16 protein-coding genes are annotated in these 15,188 nt (G+C 74.7%); 5 read left to right on the forward strand and 11 right to left on the reverse strand.

All coding sequences use genetic code 11. The features are described from left to right. The first annotated feature begins 31 nt into the window (after positions 1-31). Complete coding sequence (locus J1G43_RS17985) at positions 32-994, forward strand: PaaX family transcriptional regulator C-terminal domain-containing protein (RefSeq protein WP_207379000.1); 963 nt, start codon at positions 32-34, stop codon at positions 992-994. A gap of 69 nt (positions 995-1,063) precedes the next feature. Here J1G43_RS17985 and J1G43_RS17990 read toward each other — a convergent pair whose 3' ends face one another. The 5 genes from J1G43_RS17990 to J1G43_RS18010 form a co-directional block, all read right to left on the reverse strand. Beyond that, the gene (locus J1G43_RS17990) at positions 1,064-2,017 is read right to left on the reverse strand and encodes an SDR family NAD(P)-dependent oxidoreductase (RefSeq protein WP_307859653.1); all 954 of its coding nucleotides are present in this window, start codon (positions 2,015-2,017) and stop codon (positions 1,064-1,066) included. Next, positions 2,014-2,508, reverse strand: coding sequence for a MaoC family dehydratase (locus tag J1G43_RS17995; RefSeq protein WP_207379001.1), 495 nt, complete (start codon positions 2,506-2,508; stop codon positions 2,014-2,016). The genes J1G43_RS17990 and J1G43_RS17995 overlap by 4 nt, the downstream gene beginning before the upstream one ends. 133 nt (positions 2,509-2,641) lie before the next feature. Continuing rightward, complete coding sequence (locus J1G43_RS18000) at positions 2,642-3,832, reverse strand: thiolase family protein (RefSeq protein ID WP_207379002.1); 1,191 nt, start codon at positions 3,830-3,832, stop codon at positions 2,642-2,644. Further along, the gene (locus J1G43_RS18005) at positions 3,829-5,559 is read right to left on the reverse strand and encodes an AMP-binding protein (RefSeq protein WP_207379003.1); all 1,731 of its coding nucleotides are present in this window, start codon (positions 5,557-5,559) and stop codon (positions 3,829-3,831) included. The genes J1G43_RS18000 and J1G43_RS18005 overlap by 4 nt, the downstream gene beginning before the upstream one ends. A 205-nt stretch (positions 5,560-5,764) precedes the next feature. Next, complete coding sequence (locus tag J1G43_RS18010; RefSeq protein ID WP_207341801.1) at positions 5,765-6,652, reverse strand: PaaX family transcriptional regulator C-terminal domain-containing protein; 888 nt, start codon at positions 6,650-6,652, stop codon at positions 5,765-5,767. A gap of 187 nt (positions 6,653-6,839) precedes the next feature. Between J1G43_RS18010 and J1G43_RS18015 the strand changes: the two genes are divergently transcribed. The 4 genes from J1G43_RS18015 to J1G43_RS18030 are packed head-to-tail and all read left to right on the forward strand — an operon-like array spanning position 6,840 to position 10,285. Then, positions 6,840-7,832 (forward strand): ABC transporter substrate-binding protein, encoded by a 993-nt coding sequence (locus tag J1G43_RS18015; RefSeq protein WP_207379004.1) that lies wholly within the window; start codon positions 6,840-6,842, stop codon positions 7,830-7,832. Then, entirely contained in the window at positions 7,829-8,707 is an 879-nt protein-coding gene (locus J1G43_RS18020; protein WP_207379005.1) for an ABC transporter permease, read from the forward strand. The genes J1G43_RS18015 and J1G43_RS18020 overlap by 4 nt, the downstream gene beginning before the upstream one ends. After that, positions 8,707-9,486 carry an ABC transporter permease gene (locus tag J1G43_RS18025; protein WP_207371126.1) on the forward strand — a complete coding sequence of 260 codons (780 nt, stop codon included), beginning with the start codon at positions 8,707-8,709 and terminating at the stop codon, positions 9,484-9,486. The genes J1G43_RS18020 and J1G43_RS18025 overlap by 1 nt, the downstream gene beginning before the upstream one ends. Next, positions 9,479-10,285 (forward strand): ABC transporter ATP-binding protein, encoded by an 807-nt coding sequence (locus J1G43_RS18030; RefSeq protein WP_207379006.1) that lies wholly within the window; start codon positions 9,479-9,481, stop codon positions 10,283-10,285. The genes J1G43_RS18025 and J1G43_RS18030 overlap by 8 nt, the downstream gene beginning before the upstream one ends. A 45-nt stretch (positions 10,286-10,330) precedes the next feature. Here the strand turns inward: J1G43_RS18030 and J1G43_RS18035 are convergent, their stop codons facing one another. The 6 genes from J1G43_RS18035 to J1G43_RS18060 form a co-directional block, all read right to left on the reverse strand. Beyond that, a complete protein-coding gene (locus J1G43_RS18035; RefSeq protein WP_207379007.1) occupies positions 10,331-11,101 on the reverse strand; it encodes a phosphatase PAP2 family protein in 771 nt (256 codons plus the stop codon). 56 nt (positions 11,102-11,157) lie between these two features. Beyond that, complete coding sequence (locus J1G43_RS18040; RefSeq protein WP_207379008.1) at positions 11,158-11,898, reverse strand: methyltransferase domain-containing protein; 741 nt, start codon at positions 11,896-11,898, stop codon at positions 11,158-11,160. 40 nt (positions 11,899-11,938) lie between these two features. Further along, the gene (locus J1G43_RS18045; protein ID WP_307859654.1) at positions 11,939-12,385 is read right to left on the reverse strand and encodes a MarR family winged helix-turn-helix transcriptional regulator; all 447 of its coding nucleotides are present in this window, start codon (positions 12,383-12,385) and stop codon (positions 11,939-11,941) included. Positions 12,386-12,467: 82 nt separating this feature from the next. Further along, complete coding sequence (locus tag J1G43_RS18050) at positions 12,468-13,250, reverse strand: maleylpyruvate isomerase family mycothiol-dependent enzyme (RefSeq protein ID WP_207379010.1); 783 nt, start codon at positions 13,248-13,250, stop codon at positions 12,468-12,470. A 1-nt stretch (position 13,251) separates the two neighbouring features. Continuing rightward, a complete protein-coding gene (locus J1G43_RS18055; protein WP_207379011.1) occupies positions 13,252-14,109 on the reverse strand; it encodes a fumarylacetoacetate hydrolase family protein in 858 nt (285 codons plus the stop codon). Beyond that, a complete protein-coding gene (locus J1G43_RS18060; RefSeq protein WP_207800720.1) occupies positions 14,106-15,188 on the reverse strand; it encodes a cupin domain-containing protein in 1,083 nt (360 codons plus the stop codon). Before J1G43_RS18060 ends, J1G43_RS18055 begins: the two co-directional genes overlap by 4 nt.

The following is a 15,188-nucleotide window of genomic DNA, read 5'->3' on the forward strand; positions in this document are numbered from 1 at the left end:
CCGCGACGACCGGCAGGGAGGGGATCAGTTCGTGGCACGGAGCAGCGAGGCCGGCACGAGGACGCCGCGCACGCGGGAGGGCTCGCCGCCGAGCCTGCTGCTGACCCTGCTCGGCGACTACTGGTGGGGGCAGACCGACCCGCTGCCGTCCGCGGCCCTGGTCGACCTGCTGGCCGACTTCGGCGTGAGCGACGTCGCGGCCCGGGCCGCCCTCAGCCGCATGGTCAAGCACGGGCTGCTCGTCTCGACCCGCAGCGGCCGCCACACCTTCTACTCCCTGACCCCGCGCGCCCAGACGATCATGCGCACGGGCGCCGAGCGCATCGTCGCCTTCGGCGCCGGCGACGACGCGGACTGGGACGGCCGCTGGAGCCTCGTGGCGTTCTCCGTGCCCGAGGCCAACCGCTCGGCGCGCGAGGCGCTGCGCACGCGGCTGCGCTGGCTCGGGTTCGCACCGCTGTACGACGCCCTGTGGATCTCCCCGCACGCCCGCCACGACGAGGCCCTCGCCGAGCTCGGGGCCCTGGGCGTCACGCGCGCCACCGCGTTCGTCGCCACGTGCCCCCCGCTGCCCGACGGCACGCTGACGCCCGAGAGCGCCTGGGACCTCGACGGCCTGGCCGAGACGTACCGGGCGTTCGTCGCCACCTGGGAGCCGACGCACGCGGCCCTGGGCAAGGGCGCCATCTCCCCGGTCGACGCGCTGGTCAAGCGCACCGAGCTGATGGACGCGTGGCGGGCGTTCCCGGGCGTCGACCCCGACCTGCCCCGCCGCCTGCTGCCCGCCGACTGGCCGCGCGACCGGGCGCGCGACCTGTTCCTCGACACCTACGAGCAGCTCGGCGCCCCCGCGTCGGTGCGGGTGCGCCAGGTGATCAGCGGGTACGCGCCCGAGCTCGCGGACCGGGTCGTGCAGTTCTCCGTCGCCTCCGACCCGCCCGGGCCGCGCCCCGCCCTCGCCGCGCCCGCCCGCACCCCGGCCCCCGCACGCTGACGCCCCCGCCCGCCGGGCCGGAGCGGCCTCTCGCGAAGGTCGCAGGGCGCCCGGGCGGGGGTCGGGCCGTCAGGCGTCGAGCGGGGGCAGCGTGATGCCGCTGGGCTGCTGGTGCGGCGCGAAGCCGGCCTCCCACGCCTCGGCGATCGCGTCGGCGGTCCAGCCGCCCTCGCGGAACGTGAGCCCGACCTCCTGCGGCACGGAGTACAGCGACAGCTTGTCGCCACCGATGCCGATGGCCTGCCCGGTGACCCCGGCGGACGCGTCGGACGCGAGCCACACCACGAGCGGCGCGACGTCCTCCGGGCCGCCCAGCGCGTGCTCCTGGCGCACGACGCGCGGCAGCGGCTCCCCGCGGTCGTAGGCGGCAGCGACCTCGGCGTACACCGGGATGGTCGCGGTCATCGCGGTGATCGCCGTGGGCACGACGGCGTTGACCGTGATCCCGGCGCGCGCCAGCTCGAGCGACCAGGTGCGGGCCATCGCGACGATCCCCGCCTTCGCCGCCGCGTAGCTGGTCTGGCCGAAGTTGCCGTGCTGCCCGGCGGGCGACCCGACCAGCACGATCCGCCCGCCCTCGCCCTGCTCACGCATGCGGACAGCCGCCGCGCGGGCCGTCGTGAACGTCCCCCGCAGGTGGGTGTCGACGACCAGGTCGAAGTCCTCGTCGGAGGTCTTCCACAGCACGCGGTCGCGCAGCACGCCGGCGTTGGTGACCAGCACGTCGAGCCGTCCGAACTCCTCGACGGCTGCCGCGACCAGGCGGTCCGCGGTCTCGGTCGGGCCCACGGGCGCGACGACCGCGACGGCCGCGCCGCCGTCGGCGACGATCGCGTCGACCGTGGCCTGCGCGGCGTCGGCGTCGACGTCGTTGACCACGATGCCGGCCCCCGCGGCAGCCAGCGCCCGGGCGTACGCGCGTCCCAGGCCCCGCCCGCTGCCGGTGACGACCGCGGCCCTGCCGGTCAGGTCCGTGCCGGAGGCCGTGCCCGTGCCCACGTTCACGCCCACCCCGGCGCTCACCGGTAGTACCGCACGATCATGACGGCGACGGCGGCGGGCTTGGCCTGCCCCTCGGCCTCGAAGGTGTTCTCGAACACGGCCTGGTAGCCGCCGGGCACGTCGCTCACGGAGGTCAGCGTCGACGTCACGCGGATGCGCGATCCCACGCGCACGGGCGCCGGGAACCGCAGGCGGTCGAGCCCGTAGTTCACGCCGGTGCCCACGCCCGTCACCTCGACGACCTCGGCCATGAGCGGCACGACGAGCGCGAGCGTGAGGTAGCCGTGGACGATCGTCCCGCCGAACGGCGTGCCCGCCGCGAACTCGGGGGCGAGGTGGATGGGGTTGTGGTCGCCCGTCAGGTCGGCGAACCGGTCGACCTGCTCCTGCGTGATCGTGCGCCAGGACGACGGGCCGAACGTCGTGCCCACCAGGGACGGCAGGTCGTCCAGGGGCACCGAGGTCAGCAGCGGCGTCGGGTCGGTGGCGGTGGCGGCGGGGTCGGAGGTCATCGGGTGTGCTCCCTCATCGTGGGCTGGTGCGTGGCAGGGCTCGCGGCGTAGACCTGGGTGGGGACGCGGTCGGGGTCGAGCGACGCGATCCGTCGCGCCGCGGTGCGGGACCGCGGGCCGGCGTGGACGCGCGTCATCCGTCGACCCGCACGACGACGGCCCCGGCGGAGTCCCCGGCCGCGCACCCGGTGAACAGCCCGACGCCGCCGCCGCGTGCGTGCAGCGCGTGGACCAGCTCGGTCACGGCGCGCGCGCCGGTCGGGCCCTGCGGGTGGCCGTAGACCAGCGACGACCCGTACGGGTTCATCCGCTCGAGCGGGACGCCGGTCTGCTCGGCGAACCACAGGTCGTTGACGGCGAACGGGTTGTGCGTGGTCACCACGTCCACGTCCCCGATCTCGATCCCTGCGTCCGCGAGCGCGCGCCGGGCCGCGGGGACGGGCGCCTTCGGCATGTACGCCGGCTCCGCGCGTGCGAACCCCGTGGCGAGGATCTGCGCGGTGACGCCGTCGCGCCCCAGCTCGCGCGCGCGGTCGGCGCTCGCGACGACGACGCCCGCGCAGCCGTCGGCCGGGTGGGTCTGCGCGCCGTACGTCACGACGCCGCCCGGGGCCACGGGACGCAGCCGCGCCAGGCCCTCGGCGGTCGTCGGGAAGACGCCGTGGTCCTCGTCGACCCACGTCTCGCCGCGGCGCGTCGGGATGCGGACCGGGACCATGTACTGCCGCTGGACCGCGCGGTCGTCGGCCAGGGCGCTGCGGTACTGCTCGTGGCGCAGCAGCGCGACCTCGTCGACCTGCTCGCGCGTGTAGCCGGCGTCGCGGGCGGTGTTCTCGGCGGTGTCGTTCATGCTCTGCCCGGTGGTCGGGTCGAGCTTCATGGGGTCGAGCACCCAGTGCTCGGGCGTGGGCGCACCGCCGGGGCTCGTCGCGCTGCTCCAGAGCATGAGCGGGCCGTTGCTGGTGCGGTCCGTGATGACGCCGATGGTCGTGGTGTGCGCGCCCAGCTGCACCTGCGTGGCGAGGTGCTCGATGACGGCGGCCGACGTCGCGCAGGCCCGCGAGATCCACGGCCCGCCGTGCTCGCCCGACCCCAGGCGGCGGGACACGAGCGTGACGCCGTAGAACGAGTGCTGCTGCGGGACCGTGCACCCGAGGGTCCACTCGGTGATCTCCTCCGGCGGCAGCCCGCGGTCGGCCAGGGCGCGGCCCGTGACGTCGACGGCCAGGTCGAGGCTGTTGACCTCGGCCAGCGGCCCCTGCCACTTGGCGAACGGCGAGGTCCAGCTCAGGCCGAACGGGACGTGGGCGTCGGTGAACTTCATCGGGTCCTCTCCGCGGGTGCGGGTCCTGGCGCGGGGGCGGGCGTGACGGGCGCGGGGGCGGCGGCGGGACCGGCCGCGGGGCCGACGACGGCATCGGCCTCGGCGAGGCGCCGCCGCAGCCGGTGCATGTCGACCTTGCCGCTGGGGCTGCGCTGCAGCTCGTCCAGCACGTACAGGCGGCGGGGCTTCTTGTAGCCGGCGAGGCGGCGGCCCACCTCGTCCTGGACCTGCTCGGGGACGAGCACGACGTCGGGGGCGGTGACGACGACGGCCGTGACGACCTCGCCCCAGCGTGCGTCCGGCAGGCCCAGGACGACGGCGTCCACGACACCGGGCAGCGCGAGCAGCACCTTCTCGACCTCGCCGGGGAACACCTTCTCGCCGCCGGTGTTGACGACGCCCGACCCGCGGCCGAGCAGCTCGACGTACCCGTCGCCGAGCACGCGCACCCAGTCGCCGGGCATGACGTGCCGCACGCCGTCGACGACCGGGTACGTCTCGGCGGTGCGCGCCGGGTCGCCGTGGTACCCCCGGGGCATGGCGCCGCGGTACGCGAGCATCCCGGTGCCGCCGACGTCCTCGACCGGCGTGAGGTCCCGCGCCAGGACGACCGCACCGGGCGCGAGGCGCGGGCGGTTCGGCAGGTCCTCCGGGCCGCGGACGACGCCGTAGGCGAACGGCCCGCCCTCGCTGGACCCGACGATGTCGATGAGGGTGGCGCTCGGCGCGTGCGCGATCAGGCGGCGCTTGAGGTCGTCGGACCAGACCATGCCCGAGCTCAGGACGGTGGTGAGGCACGAGACGTCCGCGTCGGCGCCCGCGTCCAGGGCGTCGACGAGCGGGCCGACGATCGCGTTGCCGGCGACGACCAGGCGCGTGACGCCGTGCTCCTCGATCACCCGGGCGGCCACGCGCGGGTCGAACCGCGGGCTCGGCAGGAACACCACGGTGCCGCCGAGCACCATCGCGTTCATGACGTTGAACAGGGCGGTCGCGTGCATCATCGGCGGCAGCGGCAGGCACACCGTGCGGGGCAGGTCCTCGCGGGCGGCGATGCGCGTGACGTCGTCCAGGGTGGCCGGGGGGTCGACGGGCAACGAGCCGTAGATCGAGAACTGCTGGCTGTCGAACAGGTTGCCGTGCGTCCACACCACGGCCTTGGGCCGGCCGGTGGTGCCGCCGGTGAACAGGAAGATCTTGTGCTCCGGCCCGAGGTCACGCGGGGCGAGGGGTGCGGCGTCGAGCGCGGTCGCGAACGGCGCACCGGGGCCGACGGGGGTGCCGGGGGGTGCGTCGTCCGGGACGACGAGCACGAGCGGGGGCAGCGGGGACCTCTCGGCGGCGTCGATGACCGCGACGGCGAGGCTCCGGGGGTAGACGAGCGCGGCGGGCTGCGACATCTCCAGCAGCTCGGCCAGCTCGGCACCCTGGTAGCGGAAGTTGATGTTGACCGGGATCGCGCCGATCTTGTACGCCGCGTACAGCGTGGCCAGGTACTCGACGCGGTTGTACATGAAGACCGCGACGGTGGAGTCGGGACCCAGTCCGTGGGCGACGAACGTCGCGGCGAGCCGGGCGGCCTGCTGCTCGAACGCGGCGTAGGTGAGCGTGGCGCCCTCGGCCCGCACCGCGACACGGTCCGGCACGGCGCGCGCGACCGCGTCCCAGATCGCGGCGTAGTTGGCGCGAGCGAGGTCACCGGGGGACGGCGAGGGGACGTCTGCCACTGCTCACATCCTCGTGGGCGGGCCGCGAGTGACCGCGACGGTGCGGGACGTCCCGATCGTGCCGGTACGCACCTGCACACGTCAATCATTTCCGTGACGATCGTCAGGTAGTTGTCGAATGACGACGGTCGCGGTGCGTGCCCGGAGCCGCGCCTCGAACCTAGAGGGCTCGGAGGTCGAACCTCGAGGGCTCAGGGCTCAGGGCTCAGGGCTCCAGCCTTCGGGCCAGCTCGTCGCGCGCCGGCCCGGCGAGGGCGGCGTGCAGCCGCGCGAAGGTCTCGACCGACCGCGTCGCCGGCCAGTCCGGCGCCAGGTGCTCGACCGGCAGGCGGGGGACGGCGCGCAGCAGGTCGAGCCAGTCGGCGACCAGGGCCGTGACGTCCCGCAGCGCGTGCGCGCCCACCGGACCCGCGACCGCGCCTGCGTCCGGCGCCGCGTCCCGGATCGCCTGCGCCCAGCGCTGCTGGAACTGCTCGTGCCGCGCGCGCATCGCGTCCAGCCGCCAGGCGGTCCGGACGCTGCGCGCGGCCGAGAAGCCGGGCACCTCGCGGGCGCGGAACGCGAGGATCTCGACGTCGTCGTCGCGACCGTCACCGTCGTCACGGACCCCGCCCAGCGCCTGCGCCACGTCGACCTCACCGGGGGCGATCCACAGGCCGTCGCGCAGCAGCCCGAACCCCGCCCACGCCAGCTGGGCGCGCACGCGGTGCCGCACGTCGCGGCGGCTCTCCGGGACCGAGAAGCTGACGAGCGTCCACCCGGCACCGCGCGGCGCGAAGGGCTCAGGGTCGAACACGCGGTCGCGCGCCTCGCGCAGCACGCGCTCGCTCTGCGCGGTCAGACCGTAGGAGACCGTGCGCCCGACGCGCTGCGGCGCGAGCAGGCCGCGGCCCGCCATGCGGGTGAGCGCCGCGCGCGTCGCCGCCTCCCCCACCCCCAGCTCCGCCAGGACGCCGATGAGCACGGACGCGGGGAGGGGCCCGATCTCGCCGGCCACCATGAGCTCGCCCATGAACGCCAGCAGCAGCTGCTCGGGGCGCCGCCGGACGGCGGCACCGTCGGGCGCGAGCGCGTCGTCGGGCGGCGTCGGCATGCGGGCGATTCTCGCACGCACACCCGGCCAGCCCCGGACGCGGAGGCGGGCCCGGAGCATTGACACGTGTGACATTCGACTGCACGATTGCTGGACGAGTGTCATGCATGGTCCGAGCGCTGGTCGGTCCCGACGGCGTGCGGAGGCGCCCGTCACCCCGAGATTCAACGGAGAATTGAGGACCCCCATGAACCGACGTCCCGCACTCGTGGCGGCGCTCGTCGCGGCGCTGTCGCTCGGACTGGCCGCGTGCTCGTCCTCCGGGTCCGCCCCGGACAGCGAGCCGGCGGCCTCGGCCGACGCCCCCGACGCCGACTCCCCGCGCGCCGTGACCATCGGCGCCCTGAGCATCAGCGAGACCGCGCCGCTGTGGGCCGCCGTCGAGGCGGGCGTCTTCGCCGAGCACGGCCTCGACGTCACCGTCCAGCCGATCCAGGGCGGGGCGCAGGCCATGCCCGCGCTGATCAACGGCGACATCGACTTCTCCGTCGGCCAGCCGTTCGGCGCGATGCGCGCGAGCCTGCAGGGCCTCGACGTCAAGATCGTCGCCAACTACGCGCAGAGCCTGACCGAGGGCGACGACATCAACTCGGTCGTCGTGGGCGCCGGCAGCGACATCACGAGCCCCGCCGACCTGGCCGGCAAGAAGGTCGCGGTGAACTCCCTGGGGGCCGCGGGTGACCTGACGATCATGGCCGCGGTCGAGGAGGACGGCGGCGACCCCAGCACCGTCGAGTTCGTCGAGGTCGCCTTCCCCGACGCCCAGGCGCAGCTCGAGGCCGGCAACATCGACGCCGCGTGGGTGCCCGAGCCGTTCGTCTCGATGATCGTCGGCTCCGGCGGCGCCCGCGTCGTCGACCCGTACCAGGCGGTGCTGCCGGGCCTGCCCACGCTCGTCCTGCAGACGACCGGCACGACCGTCGCCGACGACCCGGAGCTCGTCGAGGCCGTGCGCGAGGCGTTCACCGCCGCGTTCGCGTGGGCGGCCGAGAACGACGAGACCATGCGCCAGTCGCTCGTCACCGAGATGTCGCTGCCCGATGCGGCGGCGGCCAACCTGCGACTGCCGCAGTTCTCGACCGAGATCGACGAGGACGTGCTGCAGGGCCTGGCCGACCTCGCGGTCGAGCACGAGTTCTTCGACACCGCCCCGGACCTCGACGAGCTCGTCAGCTCGTGACGTCGACCGACACGGCCACCGGCCCGGGACCCGGGGGCGTCGCCGCCCGGCCCCGGGCCGGTGCGCCGAGCGGGACGGGCGGTGGCCGCACCCGCCGCCCGCGCGGCAGCCGCAGCGCGGTGATGGGTGCCCTCGGGGTCCTCGGCTTCGCGGCCACCTGGGAGATCGTGGCGCTCACGCAGGTCGTGAACCCCGCCTACCTGCCGCGCTTCACGACGACGGCCGCCCGCCTGGTCACCGAGCTCGACGATCCGCGGTTCTGGTCGGCGCTCGGCGACACCGTCGTGACGTGGGCGCTCGGGCTGCTCATCGCGGTGGCCGCCGCCGTCGTCGCCGGCGCGGTCGTCGGCCTCGTGCCGTTCCTGCGCCGGGCCACCCACACCACCGTGGAGTTCCTGCGCCCCATCCCGTCGGTCGCGATCATCCCGCTGGCGGTCCTCGTCGCCGGCCTCTCGCGCGAGGCAGCGCTCGTGGTCGTCGTCTACGCGCCGTTCTGGCAGGTGTTCATCCAGGTGCTGTACGGCGTCGGGGACGTCGACACGGTCGCCGACGACACCGCGCGCGGCTACGGGCTCGGACGGCTGCAGCGCCTGCGGCACGTCGTGCTGCCCACCGCCCTGCCGTACGTCATCACCGGCTTCCGGCTCGCCGCGTCGATCGCGCTCGTGCTCACCATCACCGCCGAGCTCGTCATCGGGAATCCCGGGATCGGCCGGCAGATCGACGTCTACCGGTCCGCTCCCGACGCGCCCGGGCTGTACGCGCTGGTGCTGGTCACGGGCCTGCTCGGGCTGCTCGTCAACCTCGCGACGCGCCTGGTCGAGCGGCGGGTCCTGCACTGGCACCCGTCGGTCCGCAGGGAAGGCGTCGCCTGATGGTGCGTCGCGCGCTCGTCTCCGTCGCCTACGGCGCCGGCCTGCCCGTGCTGCTCGTGCTCGGGTGGGCGCTGGCGACCCGCGGCACCACCAACCTGTACTTCCCGCCGCCGTCGCGCGTGCTCGACGCGTTCGTCAGCACGTGGCTCTCCCCCGACACCCTGACGGGGGACGTGCTGCCGAGCCTCGGCCGGTTCGGGATCGGGGTGCTCCTGTCGATCGTCATCGGGATCGTCGCCGGCACCGCGATCGGCGCGACCCCGTGGCTGCGCGCCCTGCTCGAGCCGATGCTCGAGTTCTTCCGGGCGATCCCGCCCGTGGTGCTCGTGCCCGTCCTCATGCTGCTGCTCGGCATCGACGACACCATGAAGCTGGCCGTCATCGTCTCGGGCAGCGTGTGGCCGGTGCTGCTCAACACGATCGAGGGGGTCCGCGGCACCGACCCGGTGCTCGTCGACACCTCGCGGTCGTACCGGGTCCGCGGCGCGCTGGCCTACCGGTACGTCGTCCTGCCGGCCGCGAGCCCGCAGATCATGGCCGGGGTGCGGCTGTGCCTGTCGATCGGCCTGATCCTCATGGTGATCTCGGAGATGTTCGCCTCGTCGTCGGGGCTGGGCTACCAGATCGTCTACTTCCAGCGGCAGTACATGGTCGCCGAGATGTGGGGCGGCATCCTGCTGCTCGGCCTCGTGGGCGTCGCCGTCGCCGTCGTCTTCCAGCTCGTCGAACGCCGGGTGCTGCACTGGTACCACGGCTCGAGAGAGGTCGCCCGTGCCTGAGACCACGCCCCTGCTGTCCGTCCAGGACCTGAAGAAGACCTACCAGGGCTCCTCCGGGCCCGTCGAGGCGATCGGGAGCATCACGTTCGACGTGCGCCCCGGCGAGCTCGTCTGCATCGTCGGGCCGTCCGGGTGCGGCAAGACGACGCTGCTCAAGTGCCTCGCCGGGCTGCTGCCGCCCACGGCGGGCTCGGTCACGCTGGACGGGGCCGCCGTCACCGCGCCGCCGAAGAAGATGGCGCTGGTGTTCCAGGAGTACGGGCGCTCCCTGTACCCGTGGCTCACCGTGCGGGACAACGTCGGGCTGCCGCTCAAGGCGCGCGGCGTGCCGAAGGCGGAACGGCGGGCGGTCGTCGAGCGCGCGGTCGAGGAGGTCGGCCTCGGGCACGCGCTCGACACGTACCCCTGGCAGCTGTCCGGCGGCATGCAGCAGCGCGTGGCCATCGCCCGCGCGGTGGCCTACCAGCCGGAGATCCTCGTCATGGACGAGCCGTTCGCCGCCGTCGACGCCCAGACCCGCGCCGACCTCGAGGACCTCGTCCGGCGGGTCTGGCAGGACCTCGGCGTCACCGTCCTGTTCGTCACCCACGACATCGACGAGTCGGTGTACCTGGGCGGACGCGTGCTCATGCTGTCGAGCTCGCCGACGTTCGTGCAGGAGGACCTCGCGATCGACCTCCCCGCCGAGCGCGACCAGCTCACCACCCGGGCGCTGCCGCGGTTCACCGAGCTGCGCACGCACGTGTACGAGCAGATCCAGCGGGCCAAGCGCGGCGAGGTGGTCGCGTCAGGCACCTGATGCCGGGTCGCCGCCCGTGCGTCCCGCAGGTCCCGGACGGCGCCCCTAGGCGCTGGGCGACGGCTGTGTGAGCCCCGGTGGCGGCTCCGGGCTCCAGCCGGGCTCCGGCTCGCTCGGTGGCAGCCCGCGCATCACGTGGATCCGGTCCACCACGGTGACGACGCCGAGCACGACGACGGCCAGGCCGCCCGCCGCGACGACGTCCGTCAGGAAGTGGTAGCCGAGGTACAGGCGGCTCAGGGCGACCGCGGCGGCACCGACGACACCGACGACCAGCCAGCCGACGACGACCCGCCAGGTCCGGTTCCGGCTCGCCACGAGGTACCCGGCCACCAGCAGGAAGGTCGCCGTCCCGATGGTGTGGCCGGACGGGAACGACCCGGTCGTCTCCGAGCCGGGGATGTACATGGTCTCCTCCGGCGGGCGGGGGCGGGCGACGAGGCCCTTGACCAGGAGCGAGAGCAGCGTGGAGGCGATCATGGCGCCGGCGAGCAGGAGCGGCCGCCACCACTCGCGCGCGCGCAGGCCCCAGGCCACGCACGCGACCAGGATGATGACCGGCAGGACCGTCGGACCGGTGACGAACGTGAGCGCGGCGAGGACCGCGGTGGCGACGTCGCTGCGGACGCCGACCAGGAACTCGAGTACCGGCGCGTCCCACAGGGAGAAGTCGTCGCGCCCCTGCACCGCGTCGAACATGCCCCAGAAGACGAGCAGGCCGAGAGCCACGAGCGCGACGCCGGGCAGGACCGCCCGGAGCACGGGCTGGTCGGCGTACCACGCGAGCAGGCGGCGCAGCGGCTCTCGGGCAGGCATCCGGTCACGCTACCGGCGCTCGTCGCGGACGGCTCCCTGACAGCCCTCGGCTCCGCCTACAGGTCGACGGTCACGAGACGGTAGCCGGCGTCGAGCTCGTCGAGCGCCAGCAGGTCGGCGTACCTCTCGGCCCACGCGCCCGCCGCGATGTCGTGCTCGAGCCGCTCCAGACCGTGGCGGATCTCCGCGTCGCCGACCCGGCTCAGCACCGAGATGCCCGCCCGGACCGCGGGATCGAGGTAGGCGGCGGGCCGCCTCCACCAGGCGGCGGCGAACCCGTCGACGCAGTCGTGAGGCACGGGGACGGCCTCCACCTCGCACGGGCCGAGCGCCGCGACGAGGCGCTCCATCGGGACGGCGTGCGCCCGGTCGTACTCCCGTGCGGCAGGCAGGTAGTCGCGCAGCAGCCAGAAGTCACGGGTCACGGTCTCGTCGAACGTCAGGACCACCACGCGGCGACGTGCGACCCGCCTCATCTCGGCGATCCCGCGCTCCAGGTCGGTCCAGTGGTGCACCGTGAGGACCGCCAGGGCCGCGTCCACCGCGTCGTCCGCCAGGGGGATCGACTCGGCCACCGCGCACACGGCCGGGGCAGCTCCCGAGGGGCGCTGGTCGATCATCGTCCTGCTGGGCTCGATGGCGACGACCGTGGTCGGCGGCTCGTAGGACCCCGTGCCGGCGCCGACGTTCACGACGGTCGACGCGCCCTGGAGAGCCCGGTCGACCTGCGCGGCGATGCGGGGGTCGGCCTGGCGGGTGGCGGTGTACGTCCGGCCGATGTCGTCGTAGAGGACCATGCGTCGACCCTGCCAGGCCACGGTCCCCGGCGGCCGTCCCTCAGTCCTCCGTCGGGGTCGCCTGGCCGTCCGCCAGGATCTTGGTGAGCAGCGCCTGCAGCGTCCGTCGCTCCTGACGGGTCAGCGCGGACGTCAGCACGTCGTCCACGCGCGCGGCCGCCGGGACCAGCTCGTCGAGCAGGGCGAGGCCGTCGTCGGTGAGCCGCACGACGTTGCGGCGCCGGTCGTCCGCGGCGCGCACGCGCGCCACCAGGCCACGGGCCTCCAGGCGCGCGACGAGCCCCGCGATGGTCGAGCGGTCGAGGTCCAGGTCGTCGCAGAGCTCGCGCTGGCTGGCCTCGCCGCGGCGGTGCAGCACGTTGAGCACGCCGAACTGCACGTTCGTCAGGCGCGGCCCGACCTCCTGCGCCCAGGCCGCGAGGTGCGCCTGCTGCGTGCGGCGCACGAGGAACCCGGTGTGGCGGGCGAGGTCGAGCGGTTCGGTCACGCGCGCCATCGTCCCAGGCGGCGCCGGGGTCTCAGCTCGCGCACGTCCCGGCACCGGAGGCGTTGCCCGCGCGGATGGTCGCTCACAGCCACCGCGGCGGCGACGGGACGGGCGAGCCGTCCGCCGTCGTCAGCAGAGCGGCACCGCCCCGGCCCGTCGCCCAGCGCGCGAGGTCGGCGGCACGGCCGCGGACGCGCACGGCATCACCGACCGGCGCTTGGGCACCGGCACCGGCCACGGCACCCGCTGCGGACTGCGCCGCCGGTCGCGGCCGGTCCGTCGGTTCGAGCACGGGGACGGGCTCGCCGCCCGGCCGGGCACCCCACATCCGGGCCACGTCCGCGAGCAGCGCGTCGACCAGCTCGGGCGGCAGCTGCCGGAACGACGCCCCGTTGTCCAGGTCGACGGCGTGCACCCAGACCTCGCGCGTGCGCATCCACACCGTCTCGCTCGCCGGCACCGTGCGCCCGAGCGCGGTGCGGACCAGGGCCGCCCACGCCGCGGGCGGCAGGTCGCGCCACTCGACGTCGAGGTGCACGGCCGCGTGCGCGGACAGGCTCCGCAGGGCCCGCGCGGGCAGCGTCGCGCCGTACGCGATCTCCGCGTCCCGCTCCTCGCGCGACGCGTACATCGGGGTCTCGACGCCCGTCGCGGCCCACTCGGTCAGGCGCGTGAGCGCCCGCGCGTTGAGCCCGACGTGCGCGACGACGTGCCTGCGCGTCCACCCGGGCACCAGCGACGGCACGTCGAGCTCGTCGTTGCCGAGCTCGTTGAGCTTGCGGGAGAAGTACGCCTGCCCGCGCCTGGCCAGCAGGAGCGCCGAGCGCAGGTCCGGGTCGGTGGTCCGGTCGGTGCGTGCGGGCACGTCAGGCCTCCGCGACGACGTCGTTGCGGAGCTCGCCCAGGCCGGTGACGGACGTGGTGAGCACCTGCCCCGGCCGCAGGTAGCGCGGGGGCCTGCGTGCGTGGCCCACCCCACCGGGCGTGCCCGTCGCGATGACGTCCCCGGGGTGCAGCGTGAGGATCTGCGAGACGTACGCGACGAGCGCGGCCGGGCCGAAGACCATGTCGTCGACGGGTGTGTGCTGCACCTGCTCGTCGTCGACGACGGTCCGCAGCTCACCGGCGGGCAGCGCGTCCGTGACGGTGAGCCACGCCCCGAACGGCGTCGTCGCCTCGAACGTCTTGCCCTGCAGCCACTGCGCGGTGCGGTACTGGTAGTCGCGCATGGTGACGTCGTTGAGGACCGCGTACCCGGCGATCGCGGCGGCCGCGGCGGCCTCGTCGAGCCGCCGGGCGGTCGCGCCGACGACGACGGCGACCTCGCCCTCCCAGTCGACGGCGTCCGCCGCGTGCGCGGGCAGGACGATCGGGTCGTACGGGCCGATGAGCGCCTCGGGGTACTTCGCGAACAGCGTCGGGTGCTCGGGCACCTCGCGGCCCATCTCGAGGATGTGGTTGCGGTAGTTGAGCCCGACGCACACGATCTTCGAGGGCCGCGGGACGGGCGGCGCCCAGGCCCACGGCTCGAGGTCCGCCAGCGCCCGGCGGGGCCCGCCGGCCGACGCGGCACGCTCACGCCAGTCCGGTGCGGCCAGCAGCGCCCCGACGTCCACCGCGCCGGGGATCTCCACGGCGACGGCGTCGGAGTCGATGCGCACCGCGACCGTCGCAGCCGGTGTCGGGCCACCGGGCGCGGCGAGGCGCAGCGTCCCGAGCCTCACGCGAGGTCCTCGTTGCGCTGGCCCGGCACGTACGTGCGCGTGAACTGCAGCCGGTCGATGATCGGCCCGTCGCTGAAGCGGAACAGGTCGAACTGCGTGTCGGCGTGCAGCGACCACGGCACCCAGCTCGGCACGGCGAACAGGTCGCCGGTCTCGACGCGGTGCTCGGTGTCCCCGAGCACGACCGTGCCCTCGCCCTCGAACACCTGCCACACGGACGACCCGACCTCGTGGCGTGCGGGCGTCTCGGCACCGGCGCGCAGCCGGTGGAACTCGCAGCGGAGGGTCGGCATGACGTCACCGCCGGTCGTCGGGTTGGTGTACCGGATCGCGGCGTGGCCCTGCTCGACGGTCGCCGGGTGGCCCTCGTCCTCGAGCCGGAGCTGCTCGGTGAGCGCGCGGTCGGTGTGCTCCCAGCGGTAGGCGGCCAGGGGCGAGCTCGTCTGGTCCTGCAGCCCGGACAGCGGGCGCAGGCCGGGGTGGGCCCACAGCCGCTCGGAGCGGGAGACGTCCGGCGACGCCTCGTCGGTGACGCGCTCGGACCCGAACTCGAAGAAGCCGACGTCCGCGTAGTGCGAGAACGGCACGTCGAGGCCGTCGATCCAGGCCATGGGCTCGTCGGTGTCGTTGTGGTGGCCGTGGTAGTTCCAGCCGGGGGTGAGCAGCAGGTCGCCGCGGCGCATGGCGACGGGGTCGCCGTTGACGACGGTCCACACCCCCTCGCCCTCGACGACGAACCGGAACGCGTTCTGGCTGTGCCGGTGCTCGGGCGCGGTCTCGTGGCCGCCGAGGTACTGGATCGCGCACCACAGCGTCGGCGTGGCGTAGGCGGTGCCGGGCAGGCCGGGGTTCGCCAGGCCCATCGCGCGCCGCTCGCCGCCGCGGCCGACGGGGACGAGGTCGCCGGAGCGGCGGGCGATGTCGTACAGGGCCTTCCACCGCCAGACGTACGGCACGGCCTTCGGCGAGGGGGCCATGGGCATGAGGTCGTCACGCTGGGTCCACAGGGGGGCCAGGCTCTCGGCCTCGAAGTCCGCGTAGAGCTGCTTCAGCTCGGGGGTGTCGGCGGTGCCGTCCAT

The sequence above is a fragment of the Cellulomonas sp. zg-ZUI22 genome (assembly GCF_017353535.1).
GTDB lineage: Bacteria > Actinomycetota > Actinomycetes > Actinomycetales > Cellulomonadaceae > Cellulomonas > Cellulomonas wangleii.